Here is a 20,714-nt window from a genome sequence, read left to right as displayed (position 1 = left end):
TATGTTTAGTTAAATGTTTACGATTTTATTGCCACCAACTCAAGGATTTATCCTATTAGACGATCTACTGTATAATGGAAAGCTATTGAAAATCAACAAACTGGTATTATGCATTTTGTATTGCTTATAGCATCCATCTAATTTATAAAAAATTGCAATATGTTTTGTTTTGTTATTATTTGGTACCGCCTAGCACTCTCTGTTACAGGGATGAGGGTGCGAATTATTGATTTGTAAATTAGTATTTTGTTGCCAACAAGCAGCTATTTAAAGGGCTTTTTTTAAAAACAGGGGAATAGCACAAAGGCTGTAGATTAGCATGCAAATGCATCAGGCAAACATATGGCCCCTGCTGCCCAAAGTACCCAACCGTACAAGCCTGCGACACTGAAACAAGTTCAGTGCAGGCTGCCACGCTTTTTTAAAGATGCCATGAAAGCGGAACCTTGAACCGAGCGTGGCAAGCGGCGATGCCATTGTTGTTGTGGCCGGGCTAATACTGCACTATGTCTTTTATGGTTTGCCTGCTATTTAATGATGCGCAAACAGAAGGGGTATTTATACAATTTGCCTTCGCTGGCACGTATGGTGGCTACAATAACCAATACGGCGTAAATTAGGCCGGCCGCCCACATAAATAAAATACCTATTACCGATACCAGCAAGCCTATAAAAATAATAATGATGGTTATTTGAAAATTGAGCGATTCTTTGGCATGCGCTGCTACAAAGTGCGACTCATCTTTTTTTACCAGGTAAATAATGAGGGGTGCCAGTAATGGCGCAATAAACGTAAGCACATGCGATAAGAGGGCTAATGTTTTTTCGTCGCTGGTGGGGGTGTATCCCGGCGGCATATCGGTACCAAGGTATGAGTTTGTTGACATGGCAGTTGGTTTTAGTGAAGATAATTAAACCCTGCCATTTGCCGTATAAACAATTAATGAATTATATACCGCTTATAACGAATTATTACCGGGGTATTACTACCGCCTGGTGCATTAGCTGCAGAAAGCGATGCATGGCATCCATATTTTTTATATCATCGGCAATTAGCAGAAAGTTAACGGCTACCTGTTTTAGCCTTGCTTTGTTGGTGCCGGTTTGCAGGTATTGCAATACGTTTTTAAATACGGCAGATTCGAAATAGGGCGAATCGTTTTTATTGATAAAATAACAGCGCAGGGTTTCCTGCTTTAAACTCATTTTCTCGAAACCCAATGCTACTGCCAGTTTACGGCAACGCAGTGTGGTAAACAGGTCTTCTACCGGTTTGGGCATGGGACCAAAACGGTCTATCATTTCTGTATGGAAAAGTACCAGCTCTTCTTCGTTTTCGCAATTATCTAAACGGGTATATAGCGATAGCCTTTCGGTAATACTTTCTACATAGCTATCGGGTATTAGAATTTCCAAATCGGTATCGATGGTGCAATCGCTTACAAAATCGTCCTGCTTGCTTATTTCTTCTTTAAACAGTTCTTTAAACGAGGTGCGTTTTAGTTCGCGGATGGCTTCGTCGAGAATTTTCTGGTACATTTCAAAACCAATTTCGGCCATAAAACCACTTTGCTCGCCACCCAGCATATTACCGGCGCCACGTATATCCAGGTCTCGCATGGCAATTTGAAAACCACTGCCCAAATCGCTGAATTGTTCCAGCGTTTGTAAACGTTTGCGGCTATCGGTAGGCAAACTGCTCATGGGCGGTGCCAGCAAATAACAAAATGCTTTTCTATTGCTACGCCCTACCCTGCCCCGCAATTGATGCAGATCGCTTAATCCAAAATGGTGGGCATTATTTATGATGATGGTATTTACATTGGCAATATCTACCCCGCTTTCTACAATATTGGTGCATACCAGCACATCGTATTTTTTGTCAATAAAATCAAGGATGCGTTCTTCCAGTTCGTGGCCTTCTAACTGGCCGTGGGCATGGCCAATACTCAAATCCGGACAAAGGCCCTGTATCATAGCAGCCATTTCGGCGAGTCCCAATACACGGTTATGTATAAAGAACACTTGTCCGCCACGTTCTGTTTCGTAGTAAATGGCTTCGCGAATAAAATCGTCGTTAAACACCCTTACTTCTGTTTGTATGGGTTGCCTGTTGGGTGGTGGTGTATTGATGATACTTAAATCACGGGCACCCATTAAAGAGAATTGCAACGTACGCGGAATGGGTGTAGCCGTTAGGGTTAAAGAGTCTACATTGGTTTTAAGGGTTTTTAGTTTTTCCTTATGGCCAACGCCAAATTTTTGCTCTTCATCAATAATTAAAATACCCAAATCTTTAAACTTCACTTCCTTACCCAAAATGCCATGGGTGCCAATAATGATATCTATTTTACCTTCCTGCAGGCGTTGTAAGGTTTCCTTTTTTTCTTTGGCAGATTTAAAGCGGTTGATATAATCTACCGTTACTGGGAAATCCTTTAACCTGTCTTTAAATGTTTTATAGTGCTGAAAAGCCAGAATGGTGGTGGGTACCAAAACTGCAGCCTGCTTTCCATCCACACAGCTTTTAAATGCTGCCCGGATAGCAATTTCGGTTTTGCCAAAACCTACATCGCCGCAAACCAGCCTGTCCATAGGGCTGGCACTTTCCATATCTTTTTTTACATCGGCTGTGGCTTTGCTTTGATCTGGCGTGTCTTCGTAAATAAAAGATGCTTCCAGTTCAGTTTGCATATAATTATCCGGCGTATGGGCAAAGCCTTGTTGGGCTTTACGCTGGGCATATAGTTTTATAAGGTCGAACGCAATTTCTTTAACCTTAGCCTTGGTTTTTTCTTTTAACCTGTTCCAAACATCGCTGCCCAGTTTGTTTATTTTGGGCAGGGTACCTTCTTTACCGGTGTATTTGGATATTTTATGCAGGGAGTTAATATTTACATAGAGTATATCACTGTCTTTATAAATAATCCTTACGGCTTCCTGCATTTTGCCATTTACTTCCAGTTTTTGCAAACCGCTGTAGGTACCCACACCATGGTCAATATGGGTAACATAATCGCCGGGTTGCAGGTCTCGCAGGGTTTTAAGGGTAAGCGCCTTATTTTTATTATAGGCCTGTTTTACCCTGTATTTATGGTAACGTTGAAAAATCTGGTGATCGGTATAACAAACCACTTTCAGGTCTTCATCAATAAACCCTTCGTGTATAGAAGTAGGCACCGGCACAAATTGTATCTCGGTTTTTAAATCGGCAAAAATGCTGTTTAGCCTTTCTAACTGGCGGGCTTGCTCCGCAAAAATGTATATACTGTATTTGGCGTTTTCGTGTGCTTTTAAGTCCTTAATTAACAAATCGAACTGGCGGTTAAAAGAAGGTTGTGTTTTGGTATTAAAGCCTATTTCAACATTGGCCAAATGGGCTTTATACCCAAATTCTACCACATGCCTGGGCTGTAATTGCTGTTCAATGGTGGCGGCTTTTACAAAATCATCCCATTTTACTTCTTTTACTATGCGGGTATCTTCATCCTCATCGGCCTGCTGCATTTTAAAGCCATCGGCCAGCAAAGCCATAAAACCTTCCAGGTCTTCTTCCTGTACCTGAATTTTCTCCTTAATTACATCCCAGTCTTTTAGCCATACCACTGTATTTTCCTGCAAAAAATCCAGTAGCGATACTTTTTCGCCGCTATCAAACTGGGTTTCTATATTGGGTATAATATTTACCTGTAGCAGTTTACGCTCACTTAACTGGGTTTCCGGATCAAAAATTCTAATGCTGTCTACCTCGTTTCCAAATAGTTCTACGCGGTAGGGTTTTTCATTACCGTATGAGTAAATATCCAAAATGCCGCCACGTAAGGCAAATTGCCCTGGCTCGTACACAAAATCTGTTCGTTCAAAACCATACATTACAAATAACTCCATCAGGTTATCCGGGTTAATGGTTTCGTTTACTTTTATGCTAATAATATTGCCGGTAAGTGTTTTAGACAGTACTACTTTTTCAAACAAGGCTTCGGGATAAGTGACTATAATTTTTTTATTGCCGCCGGCTGCCAAACGGGTAAGCATTTCTGTACGCAGCATTACATGCGAGGAGTTGAGCAGCTTAAAATTTTTACGGTTTTTAAACGAGGCCGGAAAATAAAAAAGGTCTAATGCACTGGTAAGGTTCTCTAATGTGTTATGAAAATAGGCAGCTTCCTCGGCATCGTTCATTACCACCAGGTGGTTTAATTCTGCGCAGTTGGGGTGCATAAACACACTGCTAACCACAAATTCTGCACTGCTACCCAATAAATGTTGCAAAAAAATCTTTTGGGGTTGGGCAAAAGAAAGCTTGTCCGCCAGTTGAAAAAGGCGGGGAGATTTAATATACTGATCCTGCAACACACTTAAGTTCATTTGCGCCGCAAAGATAAACGCAAATAAGCCGATACCAATTTTTGTTGTACTAATTAGCAAATAAATACAGGAATGGTAGCCGGCAGCAGGGCTTTGGGCATCGCCTGTTGTGTCACTCACTTGTACCCCATCACTATAAGCAGCTAAGCATAAAAAAATTACGCCTCGCTTTATTGCAGCGGCATTTACCGACTGGCATTATTCCACAGCCGAAGGGCAGGCGGATAGTAGTGGATACCCCGCTGAAGCCAGTGTGCAGGGCTTTGTGGCGGAGTAGTAACGGATAGCCGCAACTTTGGCTGGTACATTTGCTATACTACACTGCCCCAATTGTTGCATTAAAAAAATACGCGTTTGCAGCCCAATGGAATAACATAACTTTTTATACAGATTTCAATACGGCTTAATCAACTATTTTTGCCAGCTAATTACAGGATATGCCAAATAGAAAAATACAACCCGCTATTGTTGACGCCATAGATTTTGATTTACAGTTAAAGCCCTGCGCCTTATTTACACTGGATAACGGTGTACAGGTATACGCAGTAGATGCCGGCGAAACCGATGTATTACAAATAGAATGGGTATTTTATGCTGGCAATTTTTATGAGCATAAAAATATTGTAGCAGGCACCACCAATTTTATGCTTAAAAATGGCACACACAGTAAAAATGCATTTGCCATTAACGAGCATTTTGAATATTATGGCGCTTATCTTAACCGTGCCTGTTATAATGAAACCGCTACTATTACACTTCACTGTTTAAATAAGCATTTGCCGGTATTGTTACCTGCTGTTGCAGAGCTGATTACGGATAGTATTTTCCCTGAAGAAGAACTGGCTATTTATAAACAAAACCAACAGCAAAAATTAACGGTTAAATTAAAAAAGGCAGACTTTATTGCCAGCCGCACCATTGATACTTTGTTATATGGCATTCAGCACCCATATGGTATTTACACCTCGCATGATGATTATAAAGCGTTGGAAAGGGATGAGTTGGTTGCGTTTTACCAACAGTTTTATACCAAAGGAAAATGCGTTTTATTTGTGGGTGGCAAATTGCCTTCCAACCTGGAACAACAACTGAATACCAGTTTTGGCAATTTGCCATTAAACAGTACCGCATTACCAGCCGTAAACCCCGTGGCTATACCGGCAACCGAAAAAAAGCACCATCTTATAAACGACGAAAATGGGGTGCAATCATCCATTAGAATAGCAAGGCCATTCCCCAACAGGCATCACCCCGATTTTATGAAAGTGCAGGTATTGAATACCATTTTTGGCGGTTTTTTTGGTTCGCGGTTAATGAGCAATATCAGGGAGGATAAGGGCTATACCTATGGTATACATAGTTTTATACAAAACCATATTCAGCAAACATCCTGGATGGTAAGCACTGAGGCGGGAAGAGATGTATGTGATGCCACCATTAAAGAAGTATATTTTGAAATGGAGCGTTTACGCAATGAGCCTGTACCACAGGAAGAGCTGGAACTGGTGCGCAATTTTATGATTGGCTCTATTTTGGGCGATTTAGATGGCCCTTTCCAGATTATTGGACGCTGGAAAAACTATGTATTAAATAATCTTACAGATGCCTATTTTTATAAGAGCATAGACACCATTAAACATATTACTTCCGCGGAGATACAAGCATTGGCAATAAAATATTTACAACCAGACGCATTTTACGAGCTAACCGTAATTTAAACATCATGACAAACTTTTTAGGTAAAATACTGATAACTGCACTGGCAGCATTAATTGCAGCATATCTGCTGCCCGGGGTAAATATAGATTCGAGTATAACGGCTGTGTTAGTGGCTGTGGTACTGGCTTTATTAAACAGTTTTGTAAAGCCCTTGCTTATAATATTAACCATCCCCATTACCATAGTTACCCTAGGCTTGTTTCTGATAGTGATAAATGTATTTATGATACAGATAGCTGCCAATATTGTAGATGGCTTTCAGGTACAAAACTGGTGGTATGCTTTGTTATTTAGCTTTTTATTATCGGTGGTTACCTCGTTGTTAGAAAGCCTTATTAATAAAAGTACTGGTAACAATAGTAATAATAACAACAATTAAAAACCCGCTTTAAAGCGGGTTTTAGCAAGAGTTTTATTTTTTCCTGGCATCAATTTCTTTACTAAGCGCAGCAAAAATTTCATCAATACTTCCTTCGCCGGGTATCATAACTACTTTATCGCTTTGCCTGTAATAATCTGCTACAGAGGATGTTTTGGTATTGTACTCCGTTATTCTGGAACGAATAATGGTTTCATTGGTATCATCACTGCGGCCGCTGGTTAAACCGCGGTTTAACAACCTTTTTACCAGTTCTTCTTCGCTTACCTGTAAAGCAAGGAACACACCTATTTCACTATTTTTAAGTTTCAACAGTTTATCCAAAGCTTCGGCCTGTGCTGTGGTGCGAGGAAAACCATCAAATAAAAACCCTTTTACCTCGGGGTTTGCATCCAGGGCAGCACTTATCATCCCAATTACAACAGCATCGGGTACCAGCTGGCCTTTATCCATCAGGCTTTTGGCTTCCAGGCCCAATGGGGTTTTATTGGCAATCTCGTTTCTTAACAAATCTCCGGTACTTAAATGCTTAAGACCATACGATGCTATTAACTTTTCGCTTTGTGTACCTTTACCGCTACCCGGAGGGCCAAACAGGATAATATGAAACATAGTGCTGCTCAATTTGTGTTACCCGCAAATATAAGGTCTGCACTTTACATTTCCTTTAACAAAACCAATCTTCATTTGAAATACGTATATGTAAGGGAACTTTTAATTGAACGTATTTATAAAAAAGTTGTTATATTAGAAAAGACCGCAATAAGAACACATTATGAAATTTACATTTTTTTACAGCGTGCTTATACTTTGCACCTTATCCGTGCAGGGTTGTTATTCTCAAAACAATAAATCAGTAAAACAATCAGTTATGGATAGTTCCACTAAGAAAAAAAATCCGGTGTATTCAAACACCGATTCCACTAAAGTTGTATTAGCCGATGAGGAGTGGAAAAAAATCCTTTCACCGGAAGTGTACAATGTTGCCCGGCAAAAAGGAACAGAAAGACCCTATACCAGCGCATTTGAGCACTCCACAGAAATTGGTACTTATTATTGCGCCGTTTGTGGTAATGCCCTTTTTAAAAGTGATACAAAATTTGAAAGTGGTTGCGGCTGGCCCAGTTTTTATGAACCTATTAGCAAAGGTTCTATTATATATGCCAAGGATAATACATATGGAATGAGCCGAACAGAAGTGATGTGTGGCCGGTGCAAATCGCACTTAGGTCATGTGTTTGACGATGGTCCGCCACCAACCGGATTACGTTATTGTATTAATGGTGTAGTACTGGATTTTACAAAAGCACAGGAAGCAGAAAAGAAATATAACACAGAAAATAACAAATAGCGAGGTTTGGTTTTGATGATGAAACAGGGCTGTTCTTCTTTTTTGAAGGGCAGCCCCTTTTATTAAATTAATACCGGCACAGAATGTACTGCGGCACTCATTTCTTTTATTAAACCGGCATCTTTTTCAATTGCATTACCAACCACTATAATATCTGCTCCGGCTTTGCAATTGCGGTAGGCTTTTTCAGGGTCGGTAATACCGCCACCAACAATAAGTGGAGCTTCAATATGGGCCGATACCCTTTCAATCATATGTTCGGTAATTGCTTTTTTGGCACCACTGCCAGCATCCATATATACTAATTTCATACCCAGCATTTCGCCAGCCATGGCGGTACACATGGCAATTTCATTTTTATCTGCTGGTATAGGCGAAGCATTGGAAATATAAGAAACCGTTGTTGGTGCACCCCCATCAATTACCATATAACCGGTGGGTATAATTTCAAGTCCGCTTTGTTTTACAAATGGCGCACTTATTACATGCTGACCTATTAATAATTCAGGGTTACGGCCAGAAATAAGGGAAAGATAAAGCAGGGCATCAGCATATTTGCTTATTTGAGAAGGTGCCCCGGGAAAAAGCAATACCGGAATATTACAGGAAGCTTTTATTTGCTGTATACATTCATCCAGATTATTTGATATCACCAAACTGCCGCCTACAAAAAAATAATCCACCCCGGCTTCTACCGAAAGCGTTATCAGCTTTTCTAATTTAACCGCATCTACTTTATCCGGATCAATCAGCACCGTGAACGACTTACGCCCTGCGCCTTTTCTATCGGTTAACTGATTATATATTTTTTGCTTCATGCCTTAGATTAATGGTGCTTATTGCAAAAATGCAAAAAAATCGCTGTTCGGCAACAAATTTCTGCTATGTGCAATACAAGGTTTTAATTTAATTAGTGGCACTGCAATTTACCCTAAAAATTGTAAACTCTGCTATTTTAGGCGCAATCATACAGCCAGGTTTAAAATTTGGTTTGGTATAATATGCAATAGCCTATATAAAAAATCACTGGTTATTTATACTTTAAATAGGATTAAAGCCAAAGAATACCCCGGCTTATGGCTAATTTTGCTAAACTATATCTATACAATGCTGCTTCATGTACATCCGCAAGATCCCAACCCCCGCCATGTAAAAACCATTATTGAGTGTTTACAGGATGGTGGAGTAATTATTTACCCTACAGATACCATTTATGGTTTAGGTTGCGATATTTTCCAGCACAAAGCCATTGAGCGCATTAGTCGCATTAAAAATATTGACGCAGCCAAAGCACAACTTAGTTTTGTTTGTTACGATCTTAGCGATCTTAGCAAATACACCAAAAGCATATCTACCCCCCTGTATCGTATTTTAAAAAGCTATTTACCCGGCGCCTATACTTTTATTTTACCTGCCAGTAAAGAAGTACCTAAAATTTTACAAAGCAAAAAAAGTACCATCGGTTTGCGTATACCCGATAATAATATTGCCCGTACCATTGTAAACGGTTTAAATCACCCCATTTTATCTGCCTCATTACCCGGCGATATGGTGGAAGAATATACAGACCCTGATTTGATATACGAAAATTTTAAAAACCTGGTTGATATTGTTGTGGATGGCGGCATTGGCGGAATGATACCTTCTACCATAATCGATTGCACAAAAGACAGTTATGAGGTGCTGCGCTTAGGCGCTGGCGTTTGGGAGGAAGATTAATATTTTGAGCCAGGCAATAGAACAGCAGGCAACTTTACTTTCGTCGCACACTTGTACTGCAGCAATATAGCAGCAAAACTAATTTTTACCCTATGCTATTTACCCAATGGCAATACCAGTTGTTTGGGTAAAATATTAAAGCTTAACCGGTGATAAGGGGTTACACCAAATTGTTCAATGGCATTTCTATGGGTAAGCGTTCCATAACCTTTATTCTTTTTCCAATCGTAAACAGGATAGCTTTCGTGTAATTGCAGCATATAGGCATCCCGGTAGGTTTTTGCTAATATACTGGCGGCAGCAATACTGGCATATTTACCATCGCCCTGAATAATACAATAATGCGGCAGGTTATTATATGGCACAAAACGATTGCCATCTATTAATAATATTTCAGGTACTATTTCCAGATCAGCAATTGCCAGGTGCATGGCTTTAAATGAGGCTTTTAAGATATTTATTCGGTCTATTTCTACATTATCTACCATGGCTACGCTAAAGGCCATTGCATTTTGCTCAATAAAAGTTTTTAATATTTGACGGTTGGTGGCAGTTACTTTTTTGCTATCGTTTAATAATGGATGATAAAAATTATCGGGCAAAATAACTGCTGCTGCAAATACAGGTCCGGCATAACAACCCCGGCCGGCCTCATCGCAGCCGGCTTCTATTAGCCCTTGTTGATAAAATGGTTGCAGCATAGCATTGTGATGATGCAATTAACTACATTTTTTTATATTCCTTTATCAAAATACACTTGCTGCCATGTATGCCAATAACTTTGCAGCGGTGTTTTCAATACAGGTATTTGGCATTGCCTGTATTTGCGTTAGGGATTGCAGCGAAAAGCCCGCAGCCACGACAGTGGCGAGGACTTACAGCGGAAAGCCCGGCCCGCAAGGGAACGCCCAACACAATAATACATTTTATAGCAAATAATTTTTTTTAAACAAAGTATATATGGACACGGCTAAACAGCAGCGGATTATTGGCAACTGGTTATTAGTGGGCGTGGCAATGCTGGTAATACAGGTAGTATTGGGGGGCGTTACCAGGCTTACAGGTTCGGGGCTTTCTATAACAGAATGGGAACCCCTGATGGGTGCACTGCCACCATTAACAGAAGCAGCATGGCAAAAGGCTTTTGAAGGCTACAAACAAATTGCGCAGTTTAAATATCTAAACAGTGCTTTTGAATTGGGTGATTTTAAAATGATATTTTTTTGGGAATGGTTTCACCGCCTGTGGGCACGCCTGATGGGCGTGGTATTTCTGTTGCCATTTTTGTATTTTTTATTGAAGGGCTATTTTAAAAAATGGATGATTACGCCTTTAATTATGTTGTTTGTATTAGGCGGCATGCAGGGCCTTATTGGCTGGATAATGGTTAAAAGCGGACTTAATGATGAAAACCTGTATGTAAGCCATTACCGCCTGGCCATTCATTTTATGGCTGCCATGCTATTAATTGGTTACACCTTAGTTTTTGCTTTGAGTGTAAAAATTCCAGCATCTGCTAAAATCAAAAACAGCTCCTTAAAAAAATATGCCGTAGCCATAACAGCGCTTGTATGTGTGCAATTGGTATATGGTTGCTTTATGGCGGGCTTAAAAGCTGCCAATATCGCACCTACATGGCCTACTATTAATGGCTCTATAATACCTAATCCGCTGTTTAAAGATGGCTTTACCGAAAGTATTTTACACAATACCATAACAATACATTTTATACACCGTACACTGGCCTACCTGCTTTTTATTTTGGTAATAGCCTGGTGGGTAAAAGCCCGTAAAGAAAGTAGTTCGGCCCTATTTAATAAGTCCCGTAATTACCCTTTTATACTGGTTTTATTACAAGTGGTATTGGGCATTGCCACCGTACTTAGCAGCAGTACCATGGTGGCAGGGCATTTTGGCGTATTTGAATGGCTGGCAGAATTACATCAGCTAACGGGTATGTTATTGCTGCTTTCATTTATAGCGGTTATTTATATACTAACGCCATCTGCTGAAGGGTAATTTAACGGAATCAACAGCCAATAAAATGACAGATAATAATAAGGCTGCAATAAAATTTTGTATTAACTTTTGACCGGTAAACAACATTGCACTGCTTACTGCTTAATTGTTAATTACATGAAAAAATACCTGACTGGCGTTTTTTATTCTTTACCCATACAACTATTATTATTGCATTTTAGGCGGTATCAGGTATTGCTTATATTCTGGTACCTGCTGTTTGCCATTGTAGGCGGGGCATTACTTGAATCTTATGGCGCCAATTCGCTTTATCTGGCACCGGAGTATTTGGGTAATGTAGATGCATTAAGCACTTCGCTGGTAGGTTTTTCTATTGGGGTGTTTATAATGACATGGAATATCTCCACCTTTATTGTACACACCAAACATATTCGCTTTTTAGCCACCACTGCACAACCCTTTTTAAAATATTGCATTAATAACAGCATTATACCTATTGTATTTTTATGCTTCTATTTTTATTGTGCCTTTGACTATGATTTAAACGAAGAATTAATTACCCGAATTGATATTTTATGGATGACACTGGGTTTTGCCGGTGGCTTTGCTATAAGCATCCTTATTTCTTTTATATATTTTTTTAGTGCTGATAAATCTATCTACCGCAAAATGGGCAGTATTATGCAAAATGCCAACCTGCAATACGCCCTTGCGGATAAAAAACCGGTTACCATTAACAACAAATACGATATACGCATCGACTGGTTTTTAAGTGCCCGCCTGGGTTTGCGTAAACCCAGAAATGTACAACACTATAGCCAGGAGTTTTTTGACAGCATTTTTAAACGCCATCATATTGCAGCTGTCCTGGCCATTTTAATTGCTTTTGTTTTATTGCTAACCATTGGTTTTTTCTCAGACTATAAAACATTTCAAATACCTGCTGCGGCCAGCATTACCGTTTTTTTTGCCATTTTAATTGCGGTGGAAACAGCATTTACCTTGTTTCTTGGCAACTGGGTTTTTCCAATGCTGATTGTATTATATGTTACTGTAAACTGGATGTACCACGAAAACATCATCGATCCACGCAACAAAGCATTTGGGCTTAACTACAATAACGAAAGCGAAAGACCTTACTATAACAAGGATTCTATCATACAACTTGCTTCGCCTGCCAATAAAGAAGCTGATAAAAAAGTATTTCTGCAAATGCTGGAAAACTGGAAACAAAAACAGGCAACCGATAAGCCCGTACTGTTTATAATTAACAGTAGCGGTGGTGGTACCCGCAGCGCTACTTTTACCCTGAATGTTTTGCAAAAACTGGATAGCGTTACCAATGGCCGCCTAATGCCCCATACCTTTCTTATCAATGGCGCATCAGGTGGCATGCTGGGCGCCGCCTATTTCAGGGAATTATATTGGCAAAAACTACAACACGATTCTATTAACCTGCAAAACAAACAATACACCAATAATATTGCAGGCGATTTACTAAACCCGCTATTCAGTTCCCTAATTTCCCGCGACCTGGCCGGACCGGTAAGAACTTTTGAATCGGGTGGATATACTTATACCCGTGACCGCGCCTATGCTTTTGAGCAAAAACTAAATGTAAATACGGATGGTATTTTGAACAAAAAATTACGCGACTATAAAAAAGCAGAAGAAAGCGCCACCATACCCATTATATTTTTTAATTCTACCATTACACGGGATGGAAGGGAAATGGTAATTAGCACACATCCTGCCCGTTTTTTAATGCAACCCATTGTTGATAGCGAACACAACAGCATTTCAGATCCCGACCTGATTGATTATACCTCGTTTTTTGCCAAACAAAATCCGCTTAACCTGCGTATGCTAACGGCTTTGCGCATGAATGCCACCTTCCCCTATGTATTACCCAATGTATGGTTGCCCACCAAACCTGTAATTGATGTAATGGATGCAGGCCTGCGGGATAATTTTGGCCAGGAAACCACCTTGCGTTTTTTAGATAATTTTAAAGACTGGTTGCAACAAAATACCAGTAAAGTGGTGCTTATTCAAATTCGCGACAGGCAAATGGGCGATTGGGAAAAACCCTATCAGCCAAACAGCATTATCAGCTCTTTTACCAAGCCATTTTTTATACTACAAAACAACTGGTATAAAATGCAGGATTATTTTCAAACAGATCAGCTGAATTTTATGGCCAAAACCTTTGGACCCCAATTTTATAAAATATCTTTTCAATATGTGCCCTCCAACGAAGCATCATCAGCAGCACTTAGTTTTCATTTAACGGCCACAGAAAAAAAAGATATAGAAAATGCATTGGCAAATCCTTTTAATCAGCAATCGTTTAATACCATTGCGGGGCTGGTAGAATAATTATATTTTTTGTTGCCGGCAGTATAACCATAGGCAACTTTACTTGCGTCGCATTACATTTATCCTTCGGGTCTGTGGGCAGCTGCAGGTTGCCCCATAACCAGTGCTACTAACCCAATACTTCCTGCAAAACATACAGGCTTTTCAGTTCGCCAAAACCTTCAATATGGAGGGAAAGGTATTGCAGGTATACATCCAATAATTCTCTTCTTACCAGTCTGTTCAACGCAATATTTTCCAGATCGTTATAAAACAAAATATTATTAATGGCAGAGGTGGCCTCTGCCAGTTCTCCGGTAACATAATACACATGCATGGGAATTTCGGCTGCAAACCCACCGGCCTGTAAATCCAATACAGGCGTGTCATGGCTAAATGCTCCCTGAATACTAAAACCCAATTCTGCCGTAAGATCCAAGGTAAAATACAAGGGAAGATTGGCCGTTAATGTGTCATTGCCTTTGTCTAATTGCTGCAGGGTATCTTCAATAATATAAAACAATTCGGGGTTGGCTTCGGGCTGTTTAAGGCAATGCAACAGCAATTCTATAATATATTGTGCGGCTGCATTTTTTACCACATGAAACAGCGTATGCTGGTACAAATAACTCCACTGGTATTCTTTTATAAACTGCAGGTTCTTTAACTCGTTATGATACACTTCCATTTGCAAAATGGCGCCGGGTTGAAAATAACTGGCTTTACCTGCAGATTTTTTTGAAGATTGTCTTACTCCTTTTACAATATAGGTTTGAACACCAAACAGCTCAGTATATACCGTGGTAATAATACTGGTTTCACCATATTTTACGGTTTTTAAAACAATGCCTTTGGTGCGGTGTGTCATGCTATTGCCAAGCTGCTGTTGAATTGTAAAGTTAATTTAAATTAAGCGGCTGTTTATAAAAGCTGCACATCGCACAGAACGTACAGGTGTGCGACGCAACCGGGTTTAACAGCATTACCTTTGCCAGGCACACAAAAAGCTTTGGTTAATTTATAACAGTAACCATATAATTATACATAAGCATTGTACATTTAATAACTGAAACAATTGATTATGAAACATTTTTGCATGGCCCTGGTTTTATTTGTAAGCCTTCAGGCCGGGGCACAACAGGTGGCTAACCGTATACAATTACCCAATGGCTGGAGTTTAAGCCCCGTTGGCAATAGCCTGCCTTTGGGCGATTTACCATTGAATATTGCAGTATCGTCCAGCAAAAAATTAATTGCAGTTACCAATAACGGCCAAAGTACCCAAAGCATACAATTAATTGATGCGGTACATCATACCATACTGGATAATATAGAAATTCCAAAATCGTGGCTGGGCCTGCAATTTAGCAGCGATGATAAATATTTATACGCGTCGGGCGGAAATGATAACCGTATTATGCAATATGCCATTGTACATAATAAGCTACAGGCAAAAGATAGTATCTCGCTGGGCGAGCCATGGCCGGTAAAAATATCCCCTGCCGGCATAGCTGTAGATGATGCCAAACAATTGATGTATGTGGTTACAAAAGAAAATAACAGTTTGTATATTATAAGCCTTCGCTCTAAAAAAACCTTACAGGTAATCCCATTGGGTGCAGAAGCTTTTACCTGTATTTTAAACGCAGCAAAAACCAATTTATATATTTCTTTATGGGGTGGCGATAAAGTACTGGTGTTTAATACGCTGCAACAAAAAATTACCGGCTCTGTTCCGGTGGGAGATAACCCAAATGACATGTGTTTATCTAAAAGCGGACAATACCTCTATGTTGCCAATGCCAATGATAACAGCGTATCGGTAATAGATCTAAAAAAACTAAGGGTAACCGAAACACTAAATGCAGCCTTATATGCCAAAGCTATTCCCGGTTCTACTACAAATAGCGTGGCCTTAAGCGCAGATAACAAAACACTCTATATTGCCAATGCAGATAATAATTGTCTGGCGGTATATGATGTAAGTATACCAGGCAGCAGTAAAAGCAAAGGATTTATTCCAGTAGGCTGGTATCCTACCTGTGTGCGTGTTGTTGGTAATACGGTGTATGTAGCCAATGGCAAAGGTTTTACCTCAATGCCCAATCGCTATGGCCCCAATCCTTATGATGATGGAACAGATATGGGTTTTCAAAAAGGAGATACCAAACACGAAGTGGAATATATTGGCGGTTTATTCAAGGGTACATTAAGTTATTTTCCTAATCCAACAGCTGAGCAGCTGGGTAATTATTCCCGTTTGGTGTACAATAACACGCCCTATAATAAAACAGCAGAATTATTGGCCGCAGGCGAACCTGGTAACCCCATACCAATGAAAATTGGCGATGCATCCCCCATAAAACATGTGTTTTATATTATTAAAGAAAACCGCACTTACGATCAGGTGCTTGGCGATATGCCCGAAGGCAATGGTGATACCAGCCTTTGTTTATTTGGTGAAAAAATTACCCCCAACCTCCATGCTATTTCAAGAGAATTTGTACTGCTGGATAATTTTTATGTAGATGCCGAGGTAAGTGCCGATGGGCATAACTGGAGCATGGGCGGCTATGCCAACGATTACCTGGAAAAAACATGGCCCACCAGCTATGGTGGCCGTGGAGGTAATTACGATGCCGAAGGTAACCGCGCCATTGCCAATAATAAAGGCGGCTTTATTTGGGAACACTGTGCCCGTGCCGGCATTAGTTACCGCACTTATGGCGAATTTGCTGATGATTATAAACCCAATCTGCCCATTTTAAAAAATCATTTTTGCACTTACTATACCAGCTGGGATCAAACCGTACGGGACACCACCCGTGTAGGCCAGTGGAAACGTGACTTTGATTCTCTGGTGGCCGCCAATGCCCTGCCCCAGTTAAATACATTACGCATTATTAACGACCATACCGAAGGCCTTAGCAAGGGGCGCCCAACACCATTTGCCCACTGCGCCGATAACGACCTTGCCATTGGCATGTTTATAGAATATTTAAGTAAAAGCCCTGTTTGGAAAGAAAGTGTAGTATTTGTTTTGGAAGATGATGCACAGGATGGCCCCGACCATGTAGATGCACATCGTAGTACCGCATACGTTGCCGGACCATTTGTAAAAAGAGGTTTTGTAGACCATACCATGTATAGTACCACTTCTATGCTACGTACTATGGAGCTTATTTTGGGTATGCCACCTATGAGCCAATATGATGCGGCAGCGGTACCTATGTGGCGCTGTTTTACCGCTACGCCCAACTATAGCGCTTTTACTGCCAAACCATTGCAATGGGATATTAATGAGAAAAACACCAAAGAAAATGCCTGGCAGCGCAAAAGCGAAACCTTTGATTTTACCAAAGAAGACCGCATACCCGACAGGGAATTTACCGAAGTAATATGGAAAGCCGTAAAAGGCGAAAATGCAGTAGTGCCGGCACCTAAAAGGGCCGCATTTGTACAGTTAAGCAATAAGAAAGACGATGACGATTAATTGGCACTTAACACTGGTACAAAGCCCGGCGTTCCTTGTGTCACTCACTTGTACTTTCGGATAATAATGCAGCTATATATCAATACGCCGAAACACATTTTACAGCACAAGTGTGCGACGCAAGTAAAGTCCATTCGGTTGTACTGCCGGCTACAAAAAAGGCTGTTTAATCTGCCTTTTGCACCGCAGTTCTTGGCGAAATACCATTCTCGTTAAACGCTTCTATTTGAAAATAATAGGACCTGTCTTTTTCCAGTGCCTTTAAATAATACTCATTATTGCCGTATACCATTACGCTGTTGTATAGTTTATCCGGTGCTTCGCCAAAATAAATGGTATAACCTGTTGCCAGCTCGTTTACCTGCCATTTAAACCAAACATTGCGGCGTTCGCTATCGCCACGCAGGGGAATAAAATTTTTAACCGTATCGGGTTTTGCGCCGTGCGCATTTCCAAACACCCTGAAACCGCTAATAGCAAATTTTCCACCCGGCATATGTATGTTTTCCAACTTAAGGTAGCGGGCTTCTGATGGCTGGGTTAACTCAATATAATCATGAGGTACATCGGTTTTGTTATTACTTTTATCTACCAGCAGTTTCCAGGTTTTACCATCGGCCGACGCATAAATTTTATACTGATGATAAATATCCAGCTGCTTGCCCATAAAAGGCGCATCCTGATCAGCATAATTAATTTGTATAGCCCGTATGGTGCTGGTGCTGCCCAAATCTGTTATCATCCATTCGCCTTTATTGCCGGTGGCGGCACTCCAGTAGGTTTTTAAATTTTCATCAACCGCATTATTGGCTGCAAAGCCACCAAGGGTAGAAGAAACGGATACCGGTTTATTATAGTTTAGCATCATCCATCCGGTAAAGCTGTTATGTATCGGGGTTTGTTGTTCCCCTTTGCCGGGCAGGTAATAAGGATAATCGCCATAGGCGGTATTGCAATATAAAATATCATCTTTATCAAAACCTGCGGGCCAAATACCCAGCCTTCTTTCAAAATTGTTTTTTACTCCAATAGCAATAGTGCTAATATGCCACCAGTTACCATATGTATCCTGGTAAGTAGCCCCATGGCCCGCACCCCTTGCAAAGCCACCGGGCTTGTAAGAATAAGGGTTGTGCGATTGATACGAAAATGGCCCCAGTGGATGGTCGCTAACATACACCCCATCACCATAACCACTAAACTCAGTGCCCGGTGCACCATACTGTAAGTAATATTTGCCATTGTGTTTATCCATTTCACTGCCTTCAATAAACGGTTTAAGAAAAGTATTGTCGTTAAACTCCCCAAAACGTTCCCAGCCATGAATATCTTCATGCAGGTGCAATAGTTCTATCCGTTCTCCGATAGGTTCAAAAGTGCGTGCATCAATTTCCTGGCCATAGGTAGGATAGGTATTGCTTGATCCAAAATAGATATACATTCGCCCATCATCATCTAAAAACAAACCCGGATCCCAGGCGCCCACTTTAAAACTATCTACGGCTTCTTTCCATTCATCTTTTGTGGGATTGGTACTCATCCATAGCGGAAAATCCTTTGTATAGGTAGAGCCTATCACCATCAGGGTATCGCCTTTGGCCAATACAGCCGGCGCACACAATTCATCATATACATGATGATAGGGTTTTAAAAATTTACGCGGTACAAAATACCATTGCAGCATATCGCTGCTATACCAATAACCCCACTGATTGGTAGAGAACAAATAATAGTTGCCCTTAAACATTGTAATAACTGGGTCGGCAGTTGCGCGGTGCTTACCCTGTTCAGAAAAATTGGGAATTGGGCAATACCCATAATCGAGATTAATAGGATTACAAAACGTTTTTTGCTGCGCCATACTGGCCGTTTGCAATAAAACAAAGGCAAAAACAATCAATAATATTTTCATAGCAATGCATTTCAATGTAAACAGACAGGTAACTGCCAACTTTCTACTAAAGTACATATAAAACAGTATTGGCCCGGCAATACCTAATCATGAGGCTTTACTTGCGTCGCACGCTTGTACGGCTAAATACTATGCGCAGCAAAAACTAGAAAACCACAAAACATCTTCCTAATTCATGTGCCCAAATAAATGAATTATTTACCAACGCCAATAACCGTTAAACGCCGCTTACAAGGCAATTTAACAGGTCTACCATAAATGGCATTTTTATGCTGCATTTTTATTTATTGTTGCGGTATTAATTAATATGCCATGGTTAGCACATTTACCAGCAGCAAATTCAAATTCTGGTCATTTATTTCTATGGTGTTATTGGTATTTGTACACGGCTACAATTTGCAGGAGCGTTATCTGCAACCCTGGACATTACCCCATGAAAATGTAACTTTTACCAGCTTTACACAATATTTTCTGGCTAATGGCCTTTTCCGTTTTCGTATACCCATGTTATTTGTTATTTCAGGCTATCTTTTTGCATTGCATGATTACAGGCCATACAAAGACACCATCAAAAAAAGAGTAAAAACCATTTTGTTGCCTTACCTAACCTGGAGTGCCATCGGCATACTGATGGTTTATCTTGCAGAAAATAATAGCTACTGCAAAGAACTGATTGCCAATTCTCACTTACTACAGATTGATAACACACGATTGCTGTTGCACGATTATACCTGGTACGAAGTAACAGCCCGCTGGTTATTTGCACCTGTGCCTTACCAGTTATGGTTTTTGAGGGTATTGTTTATATACAACCTTGCCTATCCATTTTTAAAAAGGTGGGTGACAAACAAAAGGGCTTCATATATTTTTTTTAGCATCGCCATACTTTTATGGCTGGGCACTTTTGGCATGGTGTTTTTTGAAGGTGAAGGGCTGCTGTTTTTTTCTTTAGGAATTTGGTTGCAAAAAAATAGTTTCAATATCGAAACTCCCGGCAAGTGGCTCTCACCTAAAATATGGGGGCTTGTATTTGTCTTGCTTTCGATAATCAAAACATGGCTGGCATTTAATGGAGAAATGTATGTTGGCAATAGTATTTACTTCCTGTTAACCATTTTGCATAAAATGGTAATTGTATCTGGCCTGGTAACCGCATGGTTTGGTGGAAATACATTAGTAAGCTGGAGCATGCGCCACCATTGGTTTATTTGGCTATCCAGTTTTTCATTTATCATATATGCCTTACATGCCCCATGGGTAGCGCTGGCCATTAATCCTTGTCTTGATTTATTTAAAGATTATAACACAGCCCGCATGTTAAGTTTCATTATTTTGCCGATGGCCATAATAGGTGTATGTATTGGTATTGGATATCTGCTTAGAAAAATATTTCCAAATACCTATTCATTTCTTACAGGTGGCAGGGGAATCTAAG

15 protein-coding genes are annotated in these 20,714 nt (G+C 40.3%); 8 read left to right on the top strand and 7 right to left on the bottom strand.

Annotated features, from left to right (window positions below):
* Positions 1-527: 527 nt before the first annotated feature.
* Positions 528-887 carry a DUF4870 domain-containing protein gene (locus tag GD597_RS20080; RefSeq protein WP_171609701.1) on the bottom strand — a complete coding sequence of 120 codons (360 nt, stop codon included), beginning with the start codon at positions 885-887 and terminating at the stop codon, positions 528-530.
* Positions 888-972: 85 nt separating this feature from the next.
* Positions 973-4,488, bottom strand: a complete 3,516-nt coding sequence (gene mfd, locus GD597_RS20075) for a transcription-repair coupling factor (protein ID WP_317170325.1) — start codon at positions 4,486-4,488, stop codon at positions 973-975.
* Positions 4,489-4,805: 317 nt separating this feature from the next.
* Here mfd and GD597_RS20070 point away from each other — a divergent pair, with 317 nt between their 5' ends.
* Together GD597_RS20070 and GD597_RS20065 are read left to right on the top strand one after the other, a co-directional pair.
* Positions 4,806-6,086 (top strand): M16 family metallopeptidase, encoded by a 1,281-nt coding sequence (locus GD597_RS20070; RefSeq protein WP_171609700.1) that lies wholly within the window; start codon positions 4,806-4,808, stop codon positions 6,084-6,086.
* Between the two features lie 5 nt (positions 6,087-6,091).
* The gene (locus tag GD597_RS20065) at positions 6,092-6,466 is read left to right on the top strand and encodes a phage holin family protein (protein ID WP_171609699.1); all 375 of its coding nucleotides are present in this window, start codon (positions 6,092-6,094) and stop codon (positions 6,464-6,466) included.
* 33 nt (positions 6,467-6,499) lie between these two features.
* On the opposite strand, the gene GD597_RS20060 is transcribed toward GD597_RS20065, so the two are convergent.
* Complete coding sequence (locus tag GD597_RS20060) at positions 6,500-7,078, bottom strand: adenylate kinase (protein WP_171609698.1); 579 nt, start codon at positions 7,076-7,078, stop codon at positions 6,500-6,502.
* 163 nt (positions 7,079-7,241) lie between these two features.
* On the opposite strand from GD597_RS20060, the gene msrB reads away from it, so the two are divergent.
* Positions 7,242-7,817 carry a peptide-methionine (R)-S-oxide reductase MsrB gene (msrB, locus tag GD597_RS20055; RefSeq protein WP_171609697.1) on the top strand — a complete coding sequence of 192 codons (576 nt, stop codon included), beginning with the start codon at positions 7,242-7,244 and terminating at the stop codon, positions 7,815-7,817.
* 62 nt (positions 7,818-7,879) lie between these two features.
* Here msrB and GD597_RS20050 read toward each other — a convergent pair whose 3' ends face one another.
* Entirely contained in the window at positions 7,880-8,635 is a 756-nt protein-coding gene (locus GD597_RS20050; RefSeq protein ID WP_171609696.1) for a geranylgeranylglyceryl/heptaprenylglyceryl phosphate synthase, read from the bottom strand.
* A 289-nt stretch (positions 8,636-8,924) separates the two neighbouring features.
* Here GD597_RS20050 and GD597_RS20045 point away from each other — a divergent pair, with 289 nt between their 5' ends.
* Positions 8,925-9,536, top strand: a complete 612-nt coding sequence (locus GD597_RS20045) for an L-threonylcarbamoyladenylate synthase (protein ID WP_171609695.1) — start codon at positions 8,925-8,927, stop codon at positions 9,534-9,536.
* 95 nt (positions 9,537-9,631) lie between these two features.
* Here GD597_RS20045 and GD597_RS20040 read toward each other — a convergent pair whose 3' ends face one another.
* Positions 9,632-10,237, bottom strand: coding sequence for a ribonuclease HII (locus tag GD597_RS20040; protein WP_171609694.1), 606 nt, complete (start codon positions 10,235-10,237; stop codon positions 9,632-9,634).
* Positions 10,238-10,496: 259 nt separating this feature from the next.
* Here GD597_RS20040 and GD597_RS20035 point away from each other — a divergent pair, with 259 nt between their 5' ends.
* Together GD597_RS20035 and GD597_RS20030 are read left to right on the top strand one after the other, a co-directional pair.
* On the top strand, positions 10,497-11,555 hold the full coding sequence (locus GD597_RS20035) for a COX15/CtaA family protein (RefSeq protein WP_171609693.1): 1,059 nt from the start codon (positions 10,497-10,499) through the stop codon (positions 11,553-11,555).
* Between the two features lie 117 nt (positions 11,556-11,672).
* Entirely contained in the window at positions 11,673-13,895 is a 2,223-nt protein-coding gene (locus tag GD597_RS20030; protein WP_171609692.1) for a hypothetical protein, read from the top strand.
* Positions 13,896-14,004: 109 nt separating this feature from the next.
* Here the strand turns inward: GD597_RS20030 and recO are convergent, their stop codons facing one another.
* Positions 14,005-14,742, bottom strand: a complete 738-nt coding sequence (gene recO / locus GD597_RS20025; RefSeq protein WP_171609691.1) for a DNA repair protein RecO — start codon at positions 14,740-14,742, stop codon at positions 14,005-14,007.
* A gap of 213 nt (positions 14,743-14,955) precedes the next feature.
* On the opposite strand from recO, the gene GD597_RS20020 reads away from it, so the two are divergent.
* Complete coding sequence (locus GD597_RS20020; protein WP_171609690.1) at positions 14,956-17,367, top strand: bifunctional YncE family protein/alkaline phosphatase family protein; 2,412 nt, start codon at positions 14,956-14,958, stop codon at positions 17,365-17,367.
* A 166-nt stretch (positions 17,368-17,533) separates the two neighbouring features.
* On the opposite strand, the gene GD597_RS20015 is transcribed toward GD597_RS20020, so the two are convergent.
* The gene (locus GD597_RS20015) at positions 17,534-19,279 is read right to left on the bottom strand and encodes a family 43 glycosylhydrolase (RefSeq protein WP_171609689.1); all 1,746 of its coding nucleotides are present in this window, start codon (positions 19,277-19,279) and stop codon (positions 17,534-17,536) included.
* A gap of 312 nt (positions 19,280-19,591) precedes the next feature.
* Here GD597_RS20015 and GD597_RS20010 point away from each other — a divergent pair, with 312 nt between their 5' ends.
* A complete protein-coding gene (locus GD597_RS20010; RefSeq protein WP_171609688.1) occupies positions 19,592-20,713 on the top strand; it encodes an acyltransferase family protein in 1,122 nt (373 codons plus the stop codon).
* Position 20,714: the final 1 nt, after the last annotated feature.

Source organism: Limnovirga soli (assembly GCF_013106755.1).
GTDB lineage: Bacteria > Bacteroidota > Bacteroidia > Chitinophagales > Chitinophagaceae > Limnovirga > Limnovirga soli.
This window is presented reverse-complemented; position numbering and strand designations above follow the sequence as displayed.